Origin of the sequence: Pantoea sp. SO10 (assembly GCF_005281435.1) — a bacterium.
GTDB lineage: Bacteria > Pseudomonadota > Gammaproteobacteria > Enterobacterales > Enterobacteriaceae > Pantoea > Pantoea leporis.
In genome coordinates this window covers 2,405,751-2,423,654 of record NZ_CP040095.1, presented here as the reverse complement: position 1 = coordinate 2,423,654, position 17,904 = coordinate 2,405,751, and the positions used below count along the sequence as shown (strand labels likewise).

The 17,904-nt window shown below is 56.6% G+C and carries 17 protein-coding genes; 8 read left to right on the top strand and 9 right to left on the bottom strand.

Annotated elements, in window-relative coordinates:
- Genes FCN45_RS11295 through kdsA form a run of 3 tightly spaced genes read left to right on the top strand, consistent with a single transcriptional unit; the run spans position 1 to position 2,090 of the window.
- Positions 1 to 399: a SirB2 family protein gene (locus FCN45_RS11295; protein ID WP_101764112.1), complete on the top strand. Its 399-nt coding sequence runs from the start codon at positions 1 to 3 to the stop codon at positions 397 to 399.
- Positions 396 to 1,205 carry an invasion regulator SirB1 gene (gene sirB1, locus FCN45_RS11290; protein WP_101764113.1) on the top strand — a complete coding sequence of 270 codons (810 nt, stop codon included), beginning with the start codon at positions 396 to 398 and terminating at the stop codon, positions 1,203 to 1,205. The genes FCN45_RS11295 and sirB1 overlap by 4 nt, the downstream gene beginning before the upstream one ends.
- A gap of 30 nt (positions 1,206 to 1,235) precedes the next feature.
- Positions 1,236 to 2,090, top strand: a complete 855-nt coding sequence (gene kdsA / locus FCN45_RS11285) for a 3-deoxy-8-phosphooctulonate synthase (protein ID WP_101764114.1) — start codon at positions 1,236 to 1,238, stop codon at positions 2,088 to 2,090.
- A 119-nt stretch (positions 2,091 to 2,209) separates the two neighbouring features.
- Here kdsA and chaA read toward each other — a convergent pair whose 3' ends face one another.
- On the bottom strand, positions 2,210 to 3,295 hold the full coding sequence (gene chaA / locus FCN45_RS11280; protein ID WP_110866345.1) for a sodium-potassium/proton antiporter ChaA: 1,086 nt from the start codon (positions 3,293 to 3,295) through the stop codon (positions 2,210 to 2,212).
- Positions 3,296 to 3,662: 367 nt separating this feature from the next.
- On the opposite strand from chaA, the gene chaB reads away from it, so the two are divergent.
- Positions 3,663 to 3,893, top strand: coding sequence for a putative cation transport regulator ChaB (chaB, locus tag FCN45_RS11275; RefSeq protein ID WP_101764116.1), 231 nt, complete (start codon positions 3,663 to 3,665; stop codon positions 3,891 to 3,893).
- Positions 3,894 to 4,130: 237 nt separating this feature from the next.
- Positions 4,131 to 4,802: a gamma-glutamylcyclotransferase gene (locus FCN45_RS11270; RefSeq protein WP_168197458.1), complete on the top strand. Its 672-nt coding sequence runs from the start codon at positions 4,131 to 4,133 to the stop codon at positions 4,800 to 4,802.
- A gap of 6 nt (positions 4,803 to 4,808) precedes the next feature.
- On the opposite strand, the gene FCN45_RS11265 is transcribed toward FCN45_RS11270, so the two are convergent.
- The 8 genes from FCN45_RS11265 to FCN45_RS11230 all read right to left on the bottom strand — a co-directional run bounded on the left by FCN45_RS11265 (position 4,809) and on the right by FCN45_RS11230 (position 13,796).
- Positions 4,809 to 6,227, bottom strand: coding sequence for a serine/threonine-protein kinase (locus FCN45_RS11265; RefSeq protein WP_137385970.1), 1,419 nt, complete (start codon positions 6,225 to 6,227; stop codon positions 4,809 to 4,811).
- A 66-nt stretch (positions 6,228 to 6,293) separates the two neighbouring features.
- The gene (locus FCN45_RS11260; RefSeq protein ID WP_137385969.1) at positions 6,294 to 7,244 is read right to left on the bottom strand and encodes a hypothetical protein; all 951 of its coding nucleotides are present in this window, start codon (positions 7,242 to 7,244) and stop codon (positions 6,294 to 6,296) included.
- Positions 7,245 to 7,257: 13 nt separating this feature from the next.
- Positions 7,258 to 8,034 (bottom strand): PP2C family serine/threonine-protein phosphatase, encoded by a 777-nt coding sequence (locus tag FCN45_RS11255; protein ID WP_137385968.1) that lies wholly within the window; start codon positions 8,032 to 8,034, stop codon positions 7,258 to 7,260.
- Positions 8,031 to 9,143 (bottom strand): type VI secretion system-associated FHA domain protein TagH, encoded by a 1,113-nt coding sequence (tagH, locus tag FCN45_RS11250; protein ID WP_137385967.1) that lies wholly within the window; start codon positions 9,141 to 9,143, stop codon positions 8,031 to 8,033. The genes FCN45_RS11255 and tagH overlap by 4 nt, the downstream gene beginning before the upstream one ends.
- A 33-nt stretch (positions 9,144 to 9,176) precedes the next feature.
- Positions 9,177 to 9,875: a type VI secretion system-associated protein TagF gene (gene tagF / locus FCN45_RS11245; protein ID WP_110866339.1), complete on the bottom strand. Its 699-nt coding sequence runs from the start codon at positions 9,873 to 9,875 to the stop codon at positions 9,177 to 9,179.
- A 13-nt stretch (positions 9,876 to 9,888) separates the two neighbouring features.
- Positions 9,889 to 12,003, bottom strand: a complete 2,115-nt coding sequence (gene tssM, locus FCN45_RS11240) for a type VI secretion system membrane subunit TssM (RefSeq protein ID WP_137386884.1) — start codon at positions 12,001 to 12,003, stop codon at positions 9,889 to 9,891.
- Positions 12,003 to 13,217 carry a type IVB secretion system protein IcmH/DotU gene (gene icmH, locus FCN45_RS11235; protein WP_101764124.1) on the bottom strand — a complete coding sequence of 405 codons (1,215 nt, stop codon included), beginning with the start codon at positions 13,215 to 13,217 and terminating at the stop codon, positions 12,003 to 12,005. The genes tssM and icmH overlap by 1 nt, the downstream gene beginning before the upstream one ends.
- An 84-nt stretch (positions 13,218 to 13,301) precedes the next feature.
- Positions 13,302 to 13,796 carry an SH3 domain-containing protein gene (locus FCN45_RS11230; RefSeq protein ID WP_192234148.1) on the bottom strand — a complete coding sequence of 165 codons (495 nt, stop codon included), beginning with the start codon at positions 13,794 to 13,796 and terminating at the stop codon, positions 13,302 to 13,304.
- 484 nt (positions 13,797 to 14,280) lie between these two features.
- Here FCN45_RS11230 and FCN45_RS11225 point away from each other — a divergent pair, with 484 nt between their 5' ends.
- The 3 genes from FCN45_RS11225 (at position 14,281) to ntrB (ending at position 17,903) form a co-directional block, all read left to right on the top strand.
- A complete protein-coding gene (locus tag FCN45_RS11225; RefSeq protein WP_137385966.1) occupies positions 14,281 to 15,501 on the top strand; it encodes a nitrate regulatory protein in 1,221 nt (406 codons plus the stop codon).
- Between the two features lie 264 nt (positions 15,502 to 15,765).
- On the top strand, positions 15,766 to 17,019 hold the full coding sequence (locus FCN45_RS11220; RefSeq protein ID WP_137386883.1) for a CmpA/NrtA family ABC transporter substrate-binding protein: 1,254 nt from the start codon (positions 15,766 to 15,768) through the stop codon (positions 17,017 to 17,019).
- Positions 17,020 to 17,030: 11 nt separating this feature from the next.
- Positions 17,031 to 17,903 (top strand): nitrate ABC transporter permease, encoded by an 873-nt coding sequence (gene ntrB / locus FCN45_RS11215; RefSeq protein ID WP_101764127.1) that lies wholly within the window; start codon positions 17,031 to 17,033, stop codon positions 17,901 to 17,903.
- Position 17,904 lies beyond the last annotated feature (1 nt).

The following is a 17,904-nucleotide window of genomic DNA, read 5'->3' as shown; positions in this document are numbered from 1 at the left end:
ATGGCGAGCTGGTATCCCCTGATTAAACATTTTCACTTGCTGACCGTCGCGCTGACGATTTGTCTGTTTTTGCTGCGCTTCTACTGGCAAACCACCGGCTCAGCGATGCTGCAACGCCGCTGGGTGCGCATTGCGCCGCACGTTAACGACACCTTTTTGCTGTTAAGCGGTGCGCTGCTGGTGATGATTACGCATTTTTATCCGTTCACACCGCAAGGAAGCTGGCTGACGGAGAAGCTGTTAGCGGTTATTATCTACATCGCCTTAGGTTCCGTGGCATTGAGCCGTCGCCCACGTAAAATGGGGACACGTTGGATCGCCTTCCTGATTGCAATCGTAGCGTTGCTGTTTGTGATTAAGCTGGCGATGACCAAAATGCCGTTATTGGGGATTGTATGACCTCGCCAGAGCAACTCGATTACAGTAAAACACCGCTGAGTGAAGCGGTGATTGGCGCCACATGCGCCATACGCAATGATTTTTCCGCGCCTTCTGTGCAACAACAGTTGGCGGCGCTGGTAGATGAAGCCCGTGAGTTTGTCAGCAGCGAACAGGACGCCGATTTGCAGTTGGGTAAGCTGCTGGAGCTGTTCTATCGTCAGTGGGGATTTGGCGGCGCCAGCGGCGTCTACAATCTCTCCGACGCGCTGTGGATCGACAAAGTCCTGAAGAGCCGTCAGGGCACGGCGGTGTCGCTGGGCGTGATCCTGCTGCACATCGCCGATGAGCTGGAATTGCCGCTGATGCCGGTGATTTTCCCGACACAGCTGATTCTGCGTGCCGACTGGTTAGATGGCGAAATGTGGCTGATCAACCCGTTCAACGGCGAAACGCTGGATACGCATACGCTGGAAGTGTGGCTGAAAGGCAACATCAGCCCAACCGCCAAGCTGTATAACGACGATCTCGACGAAGCCAAGACCATCAACGTGATGCGCAAGATGCTCGACACCTTGAAATCCGCGCTGATGGAAGAGAAGCAGATGGAGCTGGCGCTGAACGTCAGCAAAGTGCTGCTGCAGATCGATCCTGACGATCCTTACGAGATTCGCGACCGTGGTTTGATTTACGCGCAATTAGAGTGTGAACACATCGCGCTGAATGATTTGACCTATTTCGTTGAACAGTGTCCTGAAGATCCGGTCAGCGAGATGATTAAAGTGCAGATTCACGCAATTGAACAGAAACAGGTAACGCTGCACTAAGCGTTACCCGATAAAAGGAAAGGAAAGGGCATGACACAGAAAGTAGTGAATATCGGCGATATCAAGGTCGCAAACGATCTGCCATTCGTTCTCTTCGGCGGCATGAACGTGCTGGAATCGCGCGATCTTGCCATGCGCATCTGCGAACACTACGTTGAGGTCACCGACAAACTCGGGATCCCTTACGTATTCAAAGCCTCTTTTGATAAAGCGAACCGCTCTTCAATCAAATCCTATCGTGGTCCTGGCCTGGAAGAGGGCATGAAGATTTTCCAGGAGTTGAAGCAGGCTTTCGGCGTGAAAATCATCACCGATGTGCATGAAGCATCGCAGGCGCAGCCGGTGGCTGATGTGGTTGATGTGATTCAGCTGCCGGCCTTCCTCGCGCGTCAGACCGATTTGGTGGAAGCGATGGCGAAAACCGGCGCGGTAATCAACGTCAAGAAGCCCCAGTTTGTTAGCCCAGGCCAGATGGGTAACATCTACGACAAATTCGTCGAAGGCGGCAACGATCAGGTTATCCTGTGCGATCGCGGCAGCAACTTCGGCTATGACAACCTGGTTGTCGATATGCTCGGCTTCAACGTGATGAAGAACGTCACCCAAAATAGCCCAGTGATCTTCGACGTTACCCACGCGCTGCAAACGCGCGATCCGTTCGGCGCTGCGTCAGGCGGTCGTCGTGCGCAGGTCGCCGAGCTGGCGCGTGCCGGCATGGCGGTTGGCATTGCTGGCCTGTTCATCGAAGCGCACCCAGAGCCAAACAGCGCCAAATGCGACGGTCCATCCGCGCTGCCGCTGGATAAGCTGGAACCCTTCCTGGTGCAGATGAAAGCAATCGACGATCTGGTGAAGAGCTTCCCAGAGCTGGATACCAGCAACTGATTGTTTTTAAATATGAAAAAGGCGCCGATGGCGCCTTTTTTATTGGCTGGTCGCCATTAATGGCGATCCTACAACATGCACGATTTCCGTAAGGTTGGCATTTATGCCGACCGCTAGTCTCACAGCATAATCGTCAACAAATACCCGGCAAACAGCGCCAGATGCGCGGCACCGTTCAACACGTTGGTGCGGCCCGTTGAGAACGAGATGTGGCACAGGATCAGCACGGCGCTCATGATCACCATCTGCGGTGGCTCAAGGCCGAACACCAATTGCTGGTCGGTCAGGGTAGCGATGATGGTCACTGCAGGCACCGTCAGTGAAATGGTCGCCAGCACCGAACCGAAGAACAGATTCATTGCGCGCTGCACCTGATTCATCAGTACCGCTTTGATTGCACCTAAACCTTCCGGCGACAGGATCAACAGCGCTACCAGGAAGCCGGTGAACTGCGCCGGGGCGTTCAGTTCTGTCAGCAGACTTTCCAGCGGATTGGCGTTCATCTTGGTCACGGTAATCACCGCAATCAGATGCACGATCAGCCATGCGGTGTGCCACAACGAGCTGTGCGCAGAGGGCTTACCGTGGTGCGGATCGTCGCCATCATCTTCATGCTCATAAACGAACAGGCTTTGGTGAGTTTTGGTTTGAATCAGCAGGAACACGCCGTACATGGCCGCAGAAATCGCCGCGATGATCAGCGCCTGCGTAGTCGTGAAGTTACCGCCAGGTAACGCATTGGGGAACACCAGCACCAGAATCGCCAGCGGGAAAATGGCGATCATGTACTGTTTTACGCCCGCCAGATTAACGTACTGCGTGGCAAACTTGCGTCCGCCCAGCAGCAGGGCAAAGCCGACTAAACCGGCGGTCACAATCATGATGATCGAGTAGAGCGTGTCGCGCATTAGCGCGGGCGCGGCATCGCCGGTGGCCATCAGCGCGGAGATCAGACTCACTTCAAGTATGACGACGGAAAGACTGAGAATCAGCGAGCCATAAGGTTCGCCTAAACGGTGTGCCAGCACGTCGGCGTGACGCACCACGCTGAAGGCGCTAAACAGAATGGCAACTAATGCCAACAGGTTGATGCCGATAACCGGCAGAAGCGCTGTCTGGTTGCCGAAGAAGCTCAGCACCGCCAGCGCAGCAACGGGGAAAATCAGTGAGTACTCGGTATGGCGGGTTTTCTCATGTCCAGGCATTTACCATCCTCTCCGGAAAAAGTACAAAGCAGGCAATCATTGCCTGATAAATATAATGAGTTTTCTGACGTAACGCAGTGTAACTTTTCATCAGCTGTGCTGCTGTGACTTTACGCGATTTTACCAAAAGCGTTTATTATGCATAACACGGCAAAAGAGTGTGTTATCGCTGGATTAACGCCTGTATTCATTATGTTGCATGAGTCACTCACCCAATTAAAGATGAGATTGGTCTGGTTAATCGTCGTATAGGGTGAAGTTTATAGAGGTTTAAACCTGTTTTACGCCATCTGCCAGTGAAAGTACCAGTTTGCGTTTTGACCCAGATGATCCAGACTTAAACCCTGGGTATGAAACAGGAGGAAATATGCCTTATTCATCAAACAAAGAGCTGCCAGACAGCGTGCGTCATGTCCTGCCGGCTCACGCGCAAACCATCTATCAAAAGGCCTTTAACAGCGCCTGGGACCAATACAAAGATCCCGACGACCGGCGTGGCGATGAGTCGCGCGAAGAGGTGGCACACAAAGTCGCCTGGGCAGCAGTCAAGCATGAGTACTCAAAAGGTGACGATGACAAGTGGCACCCTAAAAACTAGTTTGTCTTGCGGGCCGGTGCGGCCCGCCTCGCACTTTTCCCTTCGCCATTCAAGTTCCTCACCAGGCAGCCGATGCTATTTACACAGAATTTCCCTTTTGTGATCGGGGTCAATCTTGAATGTTTTGTTAAAAATGAATTAATGTCTTCTCTTAAGACGATGCAATGAGCGTCGCCTGTAGACATCAGTTTTGAGGAACCACACCGGCAAGATGTCAGCGTAGTAGAGGAGACCACAGTGTTAACGCGGGAATTTTTGTTAAAAGCAGATTGTAAAACATCGTTTGGCGATATTGATGAAGCGTTGTTCTGGAGCTGTGAAAAGCGTGCGGCATCGCTGTCCGCGACGCTGGCCTGTCGTCCTGACCAAAGCCCGGTGTGGATTTTTGGCTACGGCTCGCTGATGTGGAATCCCATTTTTGAAGCGGCCGAAGTGGCGCCGGGTCGTTTAGAGGGCTGGCACCGTGCGTTTTGCCTGCGTCTGATTGCCGGTCGCGGCACCGTAACCGCGCCTGGCCGCATGCTGGCGCTGAAAGAGGGCGGTTCCACCAGCGGACTGGCGTTCCGCTTACCGGAATCGCGTTTGCATGACGAGCTGGAGCTGCTGTGGAAGCGTGAAATGATCACCGGCTGCTATCTGCCAACCTGGTGTGAACTGGAGCTGGAGGACGGACGCAACGTCACCGCGCTGGTGTTCATCATGGATCCGCGTCATCCGCTGTATGAAACCGACTCCTGCCGCAGCACCATCGCGCCGTTGATTGCCCAGGCCAGCGGTCCGCTCGGCACCAACGCACAATATCTCTACGCGCTGGAGCAGGAGCTAGGCAAACGTGGCATGCAGGAAGCGGCGTTGACGCGCCTGGCAGCAGATGTCAGAGCGCTGCAGAGTCATTCGGCAGCGCGCTGATACGGATTACTGCGCCGGATTAATCAGCCAGGTTCCCGGCTTATCGATGGTCAGCGATTGGCTATGCACCTGGTTGCCGTTACGCACCTCAATGCGATAGTTCCCCGCCGCCAGATTCAGTGAAGCGAATCCGCTGGAGGAGGGCTTCACATCGCGGGCTTCGCCATTCAGCATCACATTCTCACCCGCCTGCAAACGCAGATAAACCGTCGCTACCGTCGGTGCGCTGCTCGCTACACTGTTGCCTGCTGCGGCAGCAGGCGCAGCGGGAGCGGTGCTGGCGGCAACCGGCGGTGCTTCGCTGTGATGATTCGCTTTCCAAACCACCACCACAACCGCCAGCACCGCAATCGCAGCGGCCACCACTAAACCTGGCGACAAACGACGCACGTTGCGCGGCGTCAAAGGTTCAACGCTGGCAGCGGCATGATTGACGGCCAACACTTGCGGTTCCGGCGTTGCAACACTCGGCTCCACCGGCACAACCGGCTCAGCCACGAGCGGAATAGTGGTGGAGAGCGCTTCGACATCGCTGACCGGCAGATCGATCAAGCTGGCAAAGGCATCAATGCTTTGCGGACGATCTGCTGGCTTCATGGCTAACGCGCAGTCAATGGCGTGCAGCAGCGGCAATGAATAGCCTTCCGGCTTGCGCTCCACCAGCGGCTGATAGTTATCCTCAATGCAGCGCACCACGCTCACCGGCGGTGCATGGCCGGTGATCAGGTTGTGCAGCACTGCGCCTAGCGCATAGATATCGGTCCACGGACCTTGCTCTATTTCGCCTTCTTCGCTGTACTGCTCAATCGGCGCAAAACCGGGCTTCAGCATGATCTCGGTTTCATCCGAGAGATTGCCGATCTCTTTGCGCGCCGAGCCAAAATCAAGCAGCACCGGCAGCTGGTTTTCCTGAATCTGGATGTTATCCAGCGAGATATCGCGATGCAGATAACCGGCGGCGTGGATGGTATCAATGGCGCCAAACAGCGGCGGTAGCAGACGACGGATCCAGTTCTCGTCAATGCTGTCCGGACTGGTGATCTGCCACTCTTTCAGCGTCATGCCGCTGTAATAGAGCGTGCCCATGTAGGCGGTGCCGTTCTCTTCCCAGAAGCGCAGCACGTGCAGCAAGCCGGGATGATTGAAGCGTGCCAGCAGGCGCGCCTCCTGAATAAAGCTATTACGACCGGCGGTAAACAGCTTATGGAAACGCTCTCCGCGCAGTTCCAGCGACATATCCGCCGCACGCACCGCCAACGAGACGGGCATGTACTCTTTGATCGCGATGGTGCGTTCCAGCTGATGATCCCAGGCACGATAAACAATGCCGAAGCCGCCGCCGCCAATCACTTCCTTGATTTCAAATTCATTAAACCGGTAGCCCGCAGGGAGGGCGTTAGGTGTATGGTTTTCGTTTGCCGACATAGTGAACTCTCTGAACACGTCCTGTAGCGCCCCGTCATCACGATGACGGCAGGCAACGACCGCTAATTAATTAATGTTACGCCAGGCACCAATCGCCGGATCGGCGAGATCCGCATGCAGGGTGTCAATCAGTAACACAGTCACTTTTTGCTGTGGCATAAATTGCGGCGACCAAACGCCGCGTAACGTCTCAACCCGCTTTTTCAGCACATCGCTGCCCTGATCGGCGGTTTTGTCCATCTTGACCAGAAGTGTGCCGCTAAAACGCCACACATGCTGTTGTGCATCAAACGGCAGCACTAACCAGCTATCATCGGCATCCGGACGCGTAACAATCATGCGCTGGTTATTCACCGAGACCACTTCCAGCGGCGGACCGCTCATTTTCAAATCTGCAATCGGGTAGCCCTGATAGAAGTTCAGCGCCAGATTATGGATTTTGCCAGCGCTCATCAGCGTCATTTCGCTCGGGCCTTCCAGCCAGCCTTCGGTGGAGCAGTGCTGATTCGGGTTATCCGGGATAAACAGCGATTCGCCTTTGTCATCCCACCAGGTACGGAAATGGCAGCCGCCCGGCAAGGCAAAGTGCTGCAGCGGCGTGCTATCCGCCGGGCGTGACAAATCGAGCGGCGCGGCGTTGCTGGTGGTGGCGCTGGCGGTGGCATCGTTCAGCACGATCGGGCGCCAGTTCTGTAATTTGGCCGCGCTGCCGTTAGCCAGCACGCTGCCCTCTTTATTGGTCATCTGCCACGGCAGTTCATCCAGCAAGCCGCACTGATTCGCCAGCAGCGTACCGACGCGCGGCAGGAAGCTGGTCAGGATGCTGGAGTCAGTGCTTTTGCCCGAAACGATGCGCAGCGGCAGCGTCTCTTTGCACCAGTCGTTGGGCGCTTTGCTAGCCACGTCATCAATGTAGACTTCTAATGACAGGCTCGGGGAATACACCACGCGATAATCTTCTGCCTGCGCATTTACGGCCAGCAACAGGGTTGCGAAGCCCGTCAACCACACTTTCATAAGCATCCTTGGATCAATAACGTGACGGCAGAAAACGTGCCGCATCAGCCTGGGAATAAAGCAGCGTCGCTTCCTGCGGTTCGCCAATCCAGACGGCCAGAGCGCTGAGATTGTCGCTTTTAACACTGCGGTTAACGGCTTGTTCCATCAAAGTCAGCCACTCTTCGCAGGCATTCACCATGCGCAGGGCCAGTTCCATTTCGTGGGTGGTGAGATTGAGCCAGAATCCATCGCTGCAAACCAGAAACGCATCGCCATCGGCCAGCGTAATCACCTCGCTAAAAGTGGCCGGACGGGCAGGCTCAACACCGAGCGCATTATAGAGTAAATTACTGTTAATGCCGGTATTTTCATAGCCCGCCTCGCGTAACTGCTGGGCCAGACTGTGGTCACGCGTCACCTGATTTAGCACCCCATGACGGAAGTGATAAACCCGGCTGTCGCCAGCGTGCGCCCACCATGCGCGCTGTTTTTCGCGGTCGATAAACAGCGCGGCGAGCGTGGTGCTCATACGTGAAAAATTCGGATTGTTTCCCTGTGCCTCAATCAGCACCTGCTGGCAGTGTTCAATGGCGGCGCGCGTGCTTTCAGGGGTGAACGTCGCACTGTGCTGCAGCTGCGTTAGCAGCGTATCGCGCACCAGTTGCGCGGCGATATCACCGCCAGGCAAACCGGCGACGCCGTCACACACCAGAAAACAGGCTTTGTGATCGTCCAGCTCGGCGCCGGTACGATCCTGATTTTCGTCGCGCATGCCTTGCTGGCAGCGGCTGGCAAACATCATCTTCATGCGTCTTCGGTCCGCGTTTGAGAATCTTTGTATTGATTCACTTCCATATCATAGGCATGCAGGAAGGCTTCGCCGAACAGCGTATGGAAGTCATCCTCAATTTCGCCAGCGGTACGTTGATAGTGGCGTGAGAAGTAATCCCACAGCGCCGCTTTGCGTCCGGTGCTGAACGCCATTTTGGGCAGCACGCCATCTTTGCGTGCTTCTTCTTCTAAGCGCTGCGGGTTAAACGATTGCAGCATGGCGGCAATAATGGCGCGGATACCGGCAATCATGCCGAGCTGATGCGCCTGCAAATCCACCAGCGCATCGCGCACCGCCGGTTCCGGCGGCATAAAGCCCGGCATCTGGCTTTGATACATCTGCATCAATACGGTTTTACCGGACGGCAGAATTTTGAACGGGTTATTCGCCTCATTGAGAATCATCGTCATGTCGGCTTTCACGCCGCGCTTGAGGATCGAGCGAGAGGAGAGCAGGGCGACGGTGCCTTGCGAAAACAGGCTCAGCATGCGACCGGTTACGCGCATCTGCTCTTCGGTGATGGTGGTTTGATGGCCGTTGTTCAGCCCCATCCCTTCCAGCAGCGCGGCAATCAGTTTGTCCTGAGAGACGCCCGGCAACGTGGCGGGCAGCGTCGGCGCATCGCTTTGCGGATCAATCGCCAGACGCGGATCGTTGCGGCGCTCCTGACGCGCAACCGGCTCGGGAATCACCTCGGACTCCTGCATCATACCGAGCGGGTCGTCGCTGCTGTCGGCAAAGAACGCCAGCGGATCGTCCTGACGGGCTTTCAGGTTGTTAGGATCGCGCACTTCGAGCCCATACTCACCGATTTGCAGCGTGTCGCCATCCTGCAACGCCACTTGCGAGCCGCGTTGCAACGCGACGCCGTTCAATACCACCGACGTGACGCTGCCCTGATTGGTCAGGCGGCACTCGCCCTCCGGCGAAAGATGCACCAGCGCCTGCAGACGCGATATGGCGCGCGATTCGTCAGGCAGCACCAGATCGTTATCCTGACTGCGGCCGATGGTGCCGCCGGGCGGTTTAAAGGCTACCGTCTTGGCGGGCACATCCGTATTGCACTGCACAATGGTAAATTGCATGAGTCATCCCGTTAACAAGGCAAACGCCACGGCCTATTCAAACATCGGTGGATAGAGGCCGTTGCGGCCCGGCTGTGCACCAGACGCCGGGTTAAACAATAATGAAAAAAGTTGCGCAGTCAGCGGGCCACTGTGTTTATGGGTGGCATGGCTAAAACCGTCACTGCGATTACTCCACCAGTAGCTCATGTGCTGCTGCGGATCGAATCTGTCAGCCACTTCACGCCAGCTCAGCGTGCAGGGTAAATCATCAAAACCAATCACATCCATGATGTCGCTGCGCTGCGTATCCGGCACCAGCAGCGGTGACAGGCGCTGCATCTGCTGCTCCAGCGCATCGGGATTGAGCCGATCGCGCACCGCGTGCAGCAGCAGCGCGCCCAGTTCCTGAAACCAGTCGCCGGACATCGCCAGCTGCGCGCTGTGCCAGTGGCTCAGCGGGAAGCTGCGCAGCGCCAGGAGCGGCCAGCTGCGGCCCACGCGATCGCATGACGGCAGCAGGCAGCCCATCTGCACCTGCTGACGCAGCGGCGAAAGCGGTAACACAAAATTCCACACCGGCGCACGTAAAAACTGTGCGGTGCTGGCATCGGCTTGCTGATGCCAGTGCAGTAATCCTTGCTGAAACCAGTGGCTCCACGGCGTCACGGTATTTTCGCTCAGACGCTGGCGCAAAAAATCGCCGGTGGCCGGTAACTTGCCGTACCAGCCCGGCGCAGTGTGTGTCGGCATGATTACCTCACCATTACTCACTGTGTCTGGTCAATCGCTGCAAAACAACGTGCGGCGCAATCGCCAGCGTGTTGCTGCTGTCACCGGCATTTTTCAGATTCTCCGCAAGCTTGCGCATCATCAACGCATTGTCACGTGCATACGGCGAAGACTGAATTTGCTGATCCAGCAGCTGGCTCAGATGCCAGTCGAGCTGCTGCAAATCGCGCGCGCTGACATCATCCGGCAGCGTGCGCTGCAGGTTTTGCATCAGCCAGCCACGCAGGAACTCGCCGTCATAATTGCGCGGCTGATAGAGCATCTGATAGGCCCGCAACGCATTGCGACTGTACTCGTTATCGGTGCCAGGATCGTCACGCAGCAAATTGGTGATCTGCTGCGCCACGCGCGGCAGCAGTAAAGACTTAAGCGCATTTTGATAAAGCGCCCACGCCGCATCGCTGACCTGGTTGCCGCGATACAGCCCAACGCGCATGGTAAGCGGTGGATTGTCGAGGGAAAAACGCTCGGAGAGCGGCAGTTTCACCAGGCTATTTAAGAAGGGTAGCAGATCAAAAATATTATCGGCGGGCTGATGGATCACCTGCTGACTCTGGGTGGTGATCGGCGCGAGGCGTTCGGCAACCTGGTCCAGATAACGCTGATTCTGAATATAGCTGGTGAGCCACAAACAGGAGAGCAGCAGCAGTGCGCCGGTCAGCACGCCATAACCGATCCAGTGGAACAGGCGGTTGCGGTATTCCCAATGGCGATTGCTGCCCGCCAGGCCGCTTTCGCGGAACACTAAATCGCTCAGTAAATCGCGGATAAAGAAACTTTGTCCTTTGTTGCCGGGGATCGGACTGCTGCGATCGACGCTATTCCACGCCGCGAGGCTGCTTTCGCCGGTATGCGGCAGCTGCAGCTTGCGGTTCAGTTCGCCCATGATGCGGTCAAACGGTAAACCTTCCTGCGTGCCGCTGGTGAAGAACAGGCCGCGCGCCGACCAGGCGATCGGCTCCTGATGGCTGGAAAACACCACATCGAGATACTCATTCAGCAGCGCACGCAACGAACTGAACTCTTGCGGGAACAGGAAGCTGTCGGCGCGCTGGGTGAGATCGCGCTCGCCAGCCATGACGTCGGCCAACTGCTGCTGTAAACGCTGCTCTAAGTGCTGATATTGCTGGCTGAAGCTGCGGTGCCAGTCGTCTTTATGCGGTTTGCCCGGTTCCCACGGGAAAGTGAAGCCCCAAATCGCATCGCGCTGCGGCTTGCTGAGCGTGCCGTAAAAACTCATAAACCCTTTCAGCAGGTCGGTTTTGGTCACCATCACATACACCGGGAAGTGAATGCCGGTGTGCTGATGCAGCTCCGCCATGCGTTCACGTAGCGCGCTGGCCTGCGCATGGCGCGCTTCGGCTGAATCGGTCAGCAGATCGGAGACGCTGATGGTCATGATCACGCCGTTGATCGGCTGACGGGTGCGATAGCGCTTTAGCAGATTGATAAAACTGTGCCACTCCGCGCCATCGCGCGCGCGTTGGCTCTCCTGCAACGCGTAACGTCCGGCGGTATCGATCAGCACTGCGCTGTCAGTGAACCACCAATCGCAGTGGCGCGTGCCGCCCACGCCGCGAATTGCCGCTTTGCCGAGGCTGTCAGTGAGCGGGAATTGCAGGCCAGCGTTGAGTAGTGCGGTAGTTTTACCGGCGCCCGGCGCGCCAATCATCACGTACCACGGCAGCTGATAAAGGTAGTGACTTTGAAAACGTGCCAGCCAGCTCTGCTGATGACGACGACCAAACTGGGTGCGCTTTAAACGCAGCGCTGCTTCACTGAAGCGCTGCGCCAGCAGGGTTTCGGTGGCCTGGCGATCGGATAACTCTTCCTGGCTCATCTGCTGCAGACGGTTGAGCAACTTGCTATTAAACCAGCCGCGCCACAGTGCAGGAATAAACTGGAACAGCAGCCAGAGCAGATACAGCAGACCCACCGCTAACTGGCGCGGCAATACCGGCTCGAGCGGGCGCGTATCGCCCCAGCTCCACAGCGGTCCGAGCATCCACAGCACGCAGCTCAATGCCGTGACGCCAATCAGGCTCCACAGCAGGCGATGGGTTAACAGATGTTGCAGTGATGCGCGCATCATTGGCCTCCCTGATGATTGCCGAGGGTTTCCGGTGTCACAAACAGGGTGATTTCCACCCGACGATTGCGGGCGCGGTTTTCATTACTGTCGTTCGGCAGCAGCGGATTGCTGTCGCCGCGACCTTCCGCTTTCACGCTGTGACCTTCCGCGAGCTGCGGATTAAGCAGCTGCATGATGGCGCGTGCGCGCGCAGAGGAGAATTCGTAGCTGGAGGCGAAACGGCCATCGACCGGGCTGTTATCGGTATACACCGACACCAAAACCGTGCCTTTAACGGTTTTCATTGCACTGGCGACATGCGCCAGCAGCGCCCGTCCCACCTGATTCACCACCGTGCCGTCGCTGGAGAACAGTTTGTCAGCGGGGATGATCACTTTGCTGCCGAACGCGCCGTCGCTCACTTCCAGCTGTCCGGCGGCAATCACATCATTCAGACGTTGATGCAGATCGAGCAGCGCTTGAGGGGAAGTCGGGCGACGTCCTGGCGTGATTTGTGGCAGCGGGGTTTGATAGATGGTGCGCAGCAGCGGTTCGGCGGCGTTGCCGAGTCGCCAGTTCAGCCCGCTGTAAATCAGGCTCGCCACCAGAGTGGCCAGGGTAACGCAGGCCCAAAGCGGCACCATCGGACGCGTCAGGGTGCTGACCAGCGGATGCACTTCCACCAGCGGCACCGCCGGATTGGCGCTTGCCGGGCGATGTTCCGTAATGAGTTGTGCCAGGCGTTTGCGGATGGCTTCACACTGCGCGCGGCCGCTGTCACTGCCGCGATAACGGCCTTCATAACCAAGCAGCAGGCAATAGTGGATCAGTTCCAGCAGCCACAGATGCTGCTGCGGGCTTTGCGATACGCGCGACAACAGCTGGAAAACTTTCTCTCCGCCCCAGCTTTCATTGTGAAAGGTGACCAGCATGCCGTTGCCGGACCACACGCCGCGCGTGCCCCACGGCGTTTGCGCTGCGGCTTCATCCAGTACGCTGCACAGGCAGTAGCGCGCGCCGATAATCATCTCAAAAGGTAAGCCCGCTTGTTTACAGCGTTGTTCGAATTGGCGGATCTCTTCGATCAGTAACTGGCGCAATCCGGCAGGATCGTCATGTGTCGCGGCCTGCCGTATACGTACCACGGCATTCAGGATGGGTGCTGCGGCATTAAGCAAAAGGTTATCATTGCCCGCGACAATGCCATCGCGAGCAAGGGAATCCTGAGTCATTAAATCTTGGTTATCCAGGCAAGGGCGAAAATCACAGCCCGCAGAGCAAACGCTTCTGCGGGCATTGTGCGCCGGATTGCATTATCAGTCTAAAATCCAGGTCGCGGTATCGTTAGTGCGACAAGCCTTGCTGGCGCCGCCAACGGCCACACAAACCTGTTTGCTGTTGCGGCGGGGGCGCGGACGATCGCTTCGAATGGTCGCGTCGTAACGGCTGCTCTCCACGCCCGCTTTCGGCGGAATATAGCCAATTAACTGGCCGTTAGGCTCATCAGCCACTGCCAGCCAGCTGTGTTCAACACGGCCGAGCACTTCAAACGGTTTGGCGTTATCAAGATAGCGCACTACTTTGCCACCATAATCAGGCGTGGTCATTACCGAGGCAGCATACAGCGCGCGATAACTCTCATTGACCGGCGTGAATTCGCCAGGTGCTGCCACCGCATGACGATGGACCAGTTGGACGCCATTCACTTCACTGGTTACCAGCGTGTCATCTGTAACGGGTGGCGGTGGCGCTTTGCAAGCAGCCAGACTTAATACCGCCAGCAACACAAGCACGAGACTCTTATTCACCATGATCCTCAAATTCCATCAGATTAGCTGCAGAGTAATCTGCGGCACGGGCCGTTAAGGCAGGCAGATTAAGCAGCGAGAAAGCCATCAAAAAAACAGACAGATTACAGAAAGATAGTGCTGAACTAAGTCTACCTAAGACTTTTGAGAATTCAAACCATTGCACCATGAGAAATCCCGTGCTAGCGGGCGAAAAAGCAGCGCAGGCCGATGATATAAAACACATAGTCACGGTGATAGATAAGCTTAGTTAATTTATTCGCTGCAGTTAACGATGCGAGGCAGCGCAACGGCATTTGGTCGCTGTTAGTACCAAACGAAAATGGTAAATAAGATTAATCTATTTGTATGAAGCAAAAAAGATTGCCTTGCGAAACAATTTTCTCAATTTCGGAATTTCCGGGCCCAATTCTGCCACGTTTAAACGCAGCACGGCATGGCTTTTGCTTGACCCTCTGTTTACACCGCTAAACCGCTGGAGAAAGCAATGAATCGGGCTTTGAACTATCTACGTGCTAGCCGCGCCAGCGAGATTGCGAGCCTGCAACGGTTGCTGCGGACCGGCGAACAGATTACCGCCATCAGTGAATTGATCCATGTGCTGCAGCGTGAACGTGGAGCCAGCAATATCTGGCTGTGCTCGGCTGGTCGACTGTTTGGTGAAGAGCTAGCACAGCGCGCTGCGGAGGTAGAACTGCGCGAACAGCGTGCAATGGCGGTGCTGCCGGAAGCAGAGGCGCAGCCCGGCTATAGCCGATTTTGCATGCTGATCGCGACTGCGCTTCAGGCGCTGGACAGTCTGCCGGCGCTGCGTCAGCAAGTACACAGCCGCACCGTGACGCAGGCGCAGGCGATGGATGCGTTTAATCACATCATCTGCACCTTACTCAATCTGGTATTTGAAGCGGCGGATACCGCCAGTGAGCCGGACATCTCGCGTGCGTTAATCGCGCTATTTAGCTTTATGCAAGGCAAAGAGCTGGCCGGACAGGAGCGCGCCACCGGTTCGGCGGGATTCGCTGCCGGTGAATTTACCGAGACGCAACGGCAGCGCATTCAGGTGTTGATCGCTGCGCAGGAGCAAAGCTTTGCGACTTTCAGCCAATTTTCTGATGCGGAAAATCTACAACGCTGGCAGGCGATAGCCGATGCCTGCAGCCAAATTGAGCGGCTAAGACGCATCGCCTGCACCGGCGCACAGTGCGGTGAAAATGGCGTGTTGCAGTGGTTTAGTCTGCTCAGTTCGCGTCTCGATCAGATGAAACAGATTGAAGATACGCTGTGCGCCACGCTGATGAATCGCTGTCAGTGTGCGATTGCGGCTGCCCAGCACAGTGAATCTCCGCCGATAGCCATCGGAGAAGAGGCCAGTTTCTCGCTTTATATCGCGGGTGCCAGCTGGCTGTCAGGCGTTGAAACCACGCTGGACAGCAATGGCCTCGCGCCCCAGCTCGGGCGTTCGGTGCTGGCGTTGATCCGTGAGCAGTCGCAGCGTCTGCAGACGCAGGCCGATGAACTCGCCTCGATGCGCGCGTCACTGGATGAACGCAAAATTATCGATCAGGCGAAAAGCTGGTTGATGCAGCAGCACGGTTTCAGCGAGCAGGATGCGTGGCAGGCGCTGCGTAAGAGCGCCATGAACCAGAACAAACGGGTGCTGGAAATAGCCCTGGCGGTGCTGGCGGTTGCCGCCACGCTCAAGGCATAACTCGAAGGAGGTAGCTGCACAAACCCTGTGCGTAGAGTGCGTCAGCGCAGTGCAAAAACGACGCATCATCAGCGCATTTATAGCGCCAGCCTTGATAAAACGGCCTGATATTTTTGGCACAGGTTTTGCAATACCTTACAGACATTGCGCATTTGTTTCGCCAACGGCGGTGAAGCGAGTGCTTTGGATAAAGGCGTCCGGCCCCATGTTTTTGCGACATGCGGGAGGACGCCTTTTTTTATTTTTTTTTTCAGGATGCGCATGATGAGCAAAACGCGGTTCACATTGTCACGACGTCAATTTCTCCTGGGTAGCGCGGCGGTCGGTGGCAGCTATCTACTGCCGGGATTACGCAATGCGGTATGGGCTGCCGGTTCCGATGCGCCCGAAAAGAGCAACATTCGCGTCGGCTTTATTCCGCTCACCGACTGCGCGCCGGTGGTGATGGCGTCAGTAAAAGGCTTCGATAAAAAATACGGTCTGACGCTGCAACCGAGTAAAGAAGCCAGCTGGGCGGCGGTGCGCGACAAGCTCACCGCTGGCGAATTGGATGCCGCGCACGCGTTGTACGGCATGATTTATGGTCTGCAGTTGGGCATTGCCGGGCCTCAGCATGAGATGGCTAACCTGATGACGCTCAACAACAACGGGCAGGCCATCACCCTGGCGAATCAGCTTAAAGATCAGAAAGTTACTGATGCGGCCAGCCTGCAAAAATTTATCGCCAGCCAAGCCAAAGGCAGCTTTACCTTCGCGCATACCTTCCCAACCAGTACACACGCCATGTGGCTCTATTACTGGCTGGCCAACGCCGGTATCGACCCGTTTGAGGATGTGCGCACCGTGGTGGTCCCGCCACCGCAAATGGTGATGAACATGAAGATGGGCAACATGAGTGGCTTCTGCGTTGGCGAGCCGTGGAACCAGCGTGCTATCAGCGACAACATCGGTTTTACCGCCACCACCACACAGCAAATTTGGCCGGATCATCCGGAAAAAATTCTCGCCACGCGCGCCGCCTGGGTGCAAGAGAACCCCAATACCGCCCGTGCGCTGACCGCCGCAGTGCTGGAAGCCGCGCGCTGGATCGATGCCTCCGACGCTAACCGCAAAGAGACCGCGCAGGTGCTGGCCGGACGCGCGTGGATCAACACCAAAGTGGAAACGCTGGAAGGGCGCATGCTCGGTCAGTACGAAAATGGCCTCGGTCAGCGCTGGCAGGACGCGCACGGTATGCGCTTCTTCCGCGACGGTGAAGTGAGCTTCCCGTGGATTTCCGACGGCATGTGGTTCCTGACGCAGATGAAGCGCTGGGGCATGGTGCAAACCGCGCCTGATTATGCAGCAGTGGCGCGTCAGATCAACCGTATTGATATCTACAAACAGGCCGCCAGCGCGGTGGGCGGCATTAGCGTCCCAGCCGGCGAGATGCGCAGCAGCACACTGTTCGACGGCAAAGTATGGGACGGCAGCAATCCCGCCGCTTATGCCGACAGTTTTGCCCTTAAACGCCGTTAAGTGAGGTCATGATGAAATCTGAAGCACGCTCGCTCAATACCGCGCCGATCGCCGCGCCACCGGCGCAGGTGATTGCACTCAAGGTAACGCCCGCACCGCGTCGGGGTCAACGCTGGCTCCGTCCCCTGCTGCAGCGGCTAATCCCCGCCAGTTGCGGCCTGATTCTGCTGCTGTTTGTCTGGCAACTGGCTTCAATGTCCAGTAAAGGCTTCCCCACGCCATATGCCACCTGGCAAGCCGCCGTCACGCTGTTTGCCGATCCGTTTTACAACAACGGGCCTAACGATCAGGGCATCGGCTGGAACGTGGTCGCCTCGCTGCAGCGGGTGGCAATCGGCTTTGGTCTGGCGGCGCTGGTGGGCGTTCCCGCCGGATTCCTGATTGGCCGTTTTACCTTTATCGCGCACATGCTCAACCCGATCATCGCGTTGCTGCGTCCGGTCAGTCCACTTGCCTGGTTGCCGATTGGCCTGCTGCTGTTCCAGCGCGCTGAACCGGCATCAAGCTGGACCATTTTCATCTGCTCCATCTGGCCGATGGTGATCAACACCGCCGAAGGCGTACAGCGAATTCCGCAGGATTATCTCAATGTGGCGCGCGTGCTGCGGCTCAATGAGTGGACAGTGATGCGCCGCATTCTGTTCCCGGCGGTGCTGCCTGCAGTGTTAACCGGTATGCGTTTATCGATGGGCATCGCATGGCTGGTGATTGTCGCTGCGGAAATGCTAACCGGTGGGCTCGGTATCGGTTTCTGGATTTGGAACGAGTGGAACAACCTCAATGTGGAAAACATCCTGATTGCCATCGTGGTGATTGGCGTGGTCGGGTTACTGCTCGAACAGGCGCTGATGTTACTGGCACGCCGCTTTAGCTGGGAAAAATAAG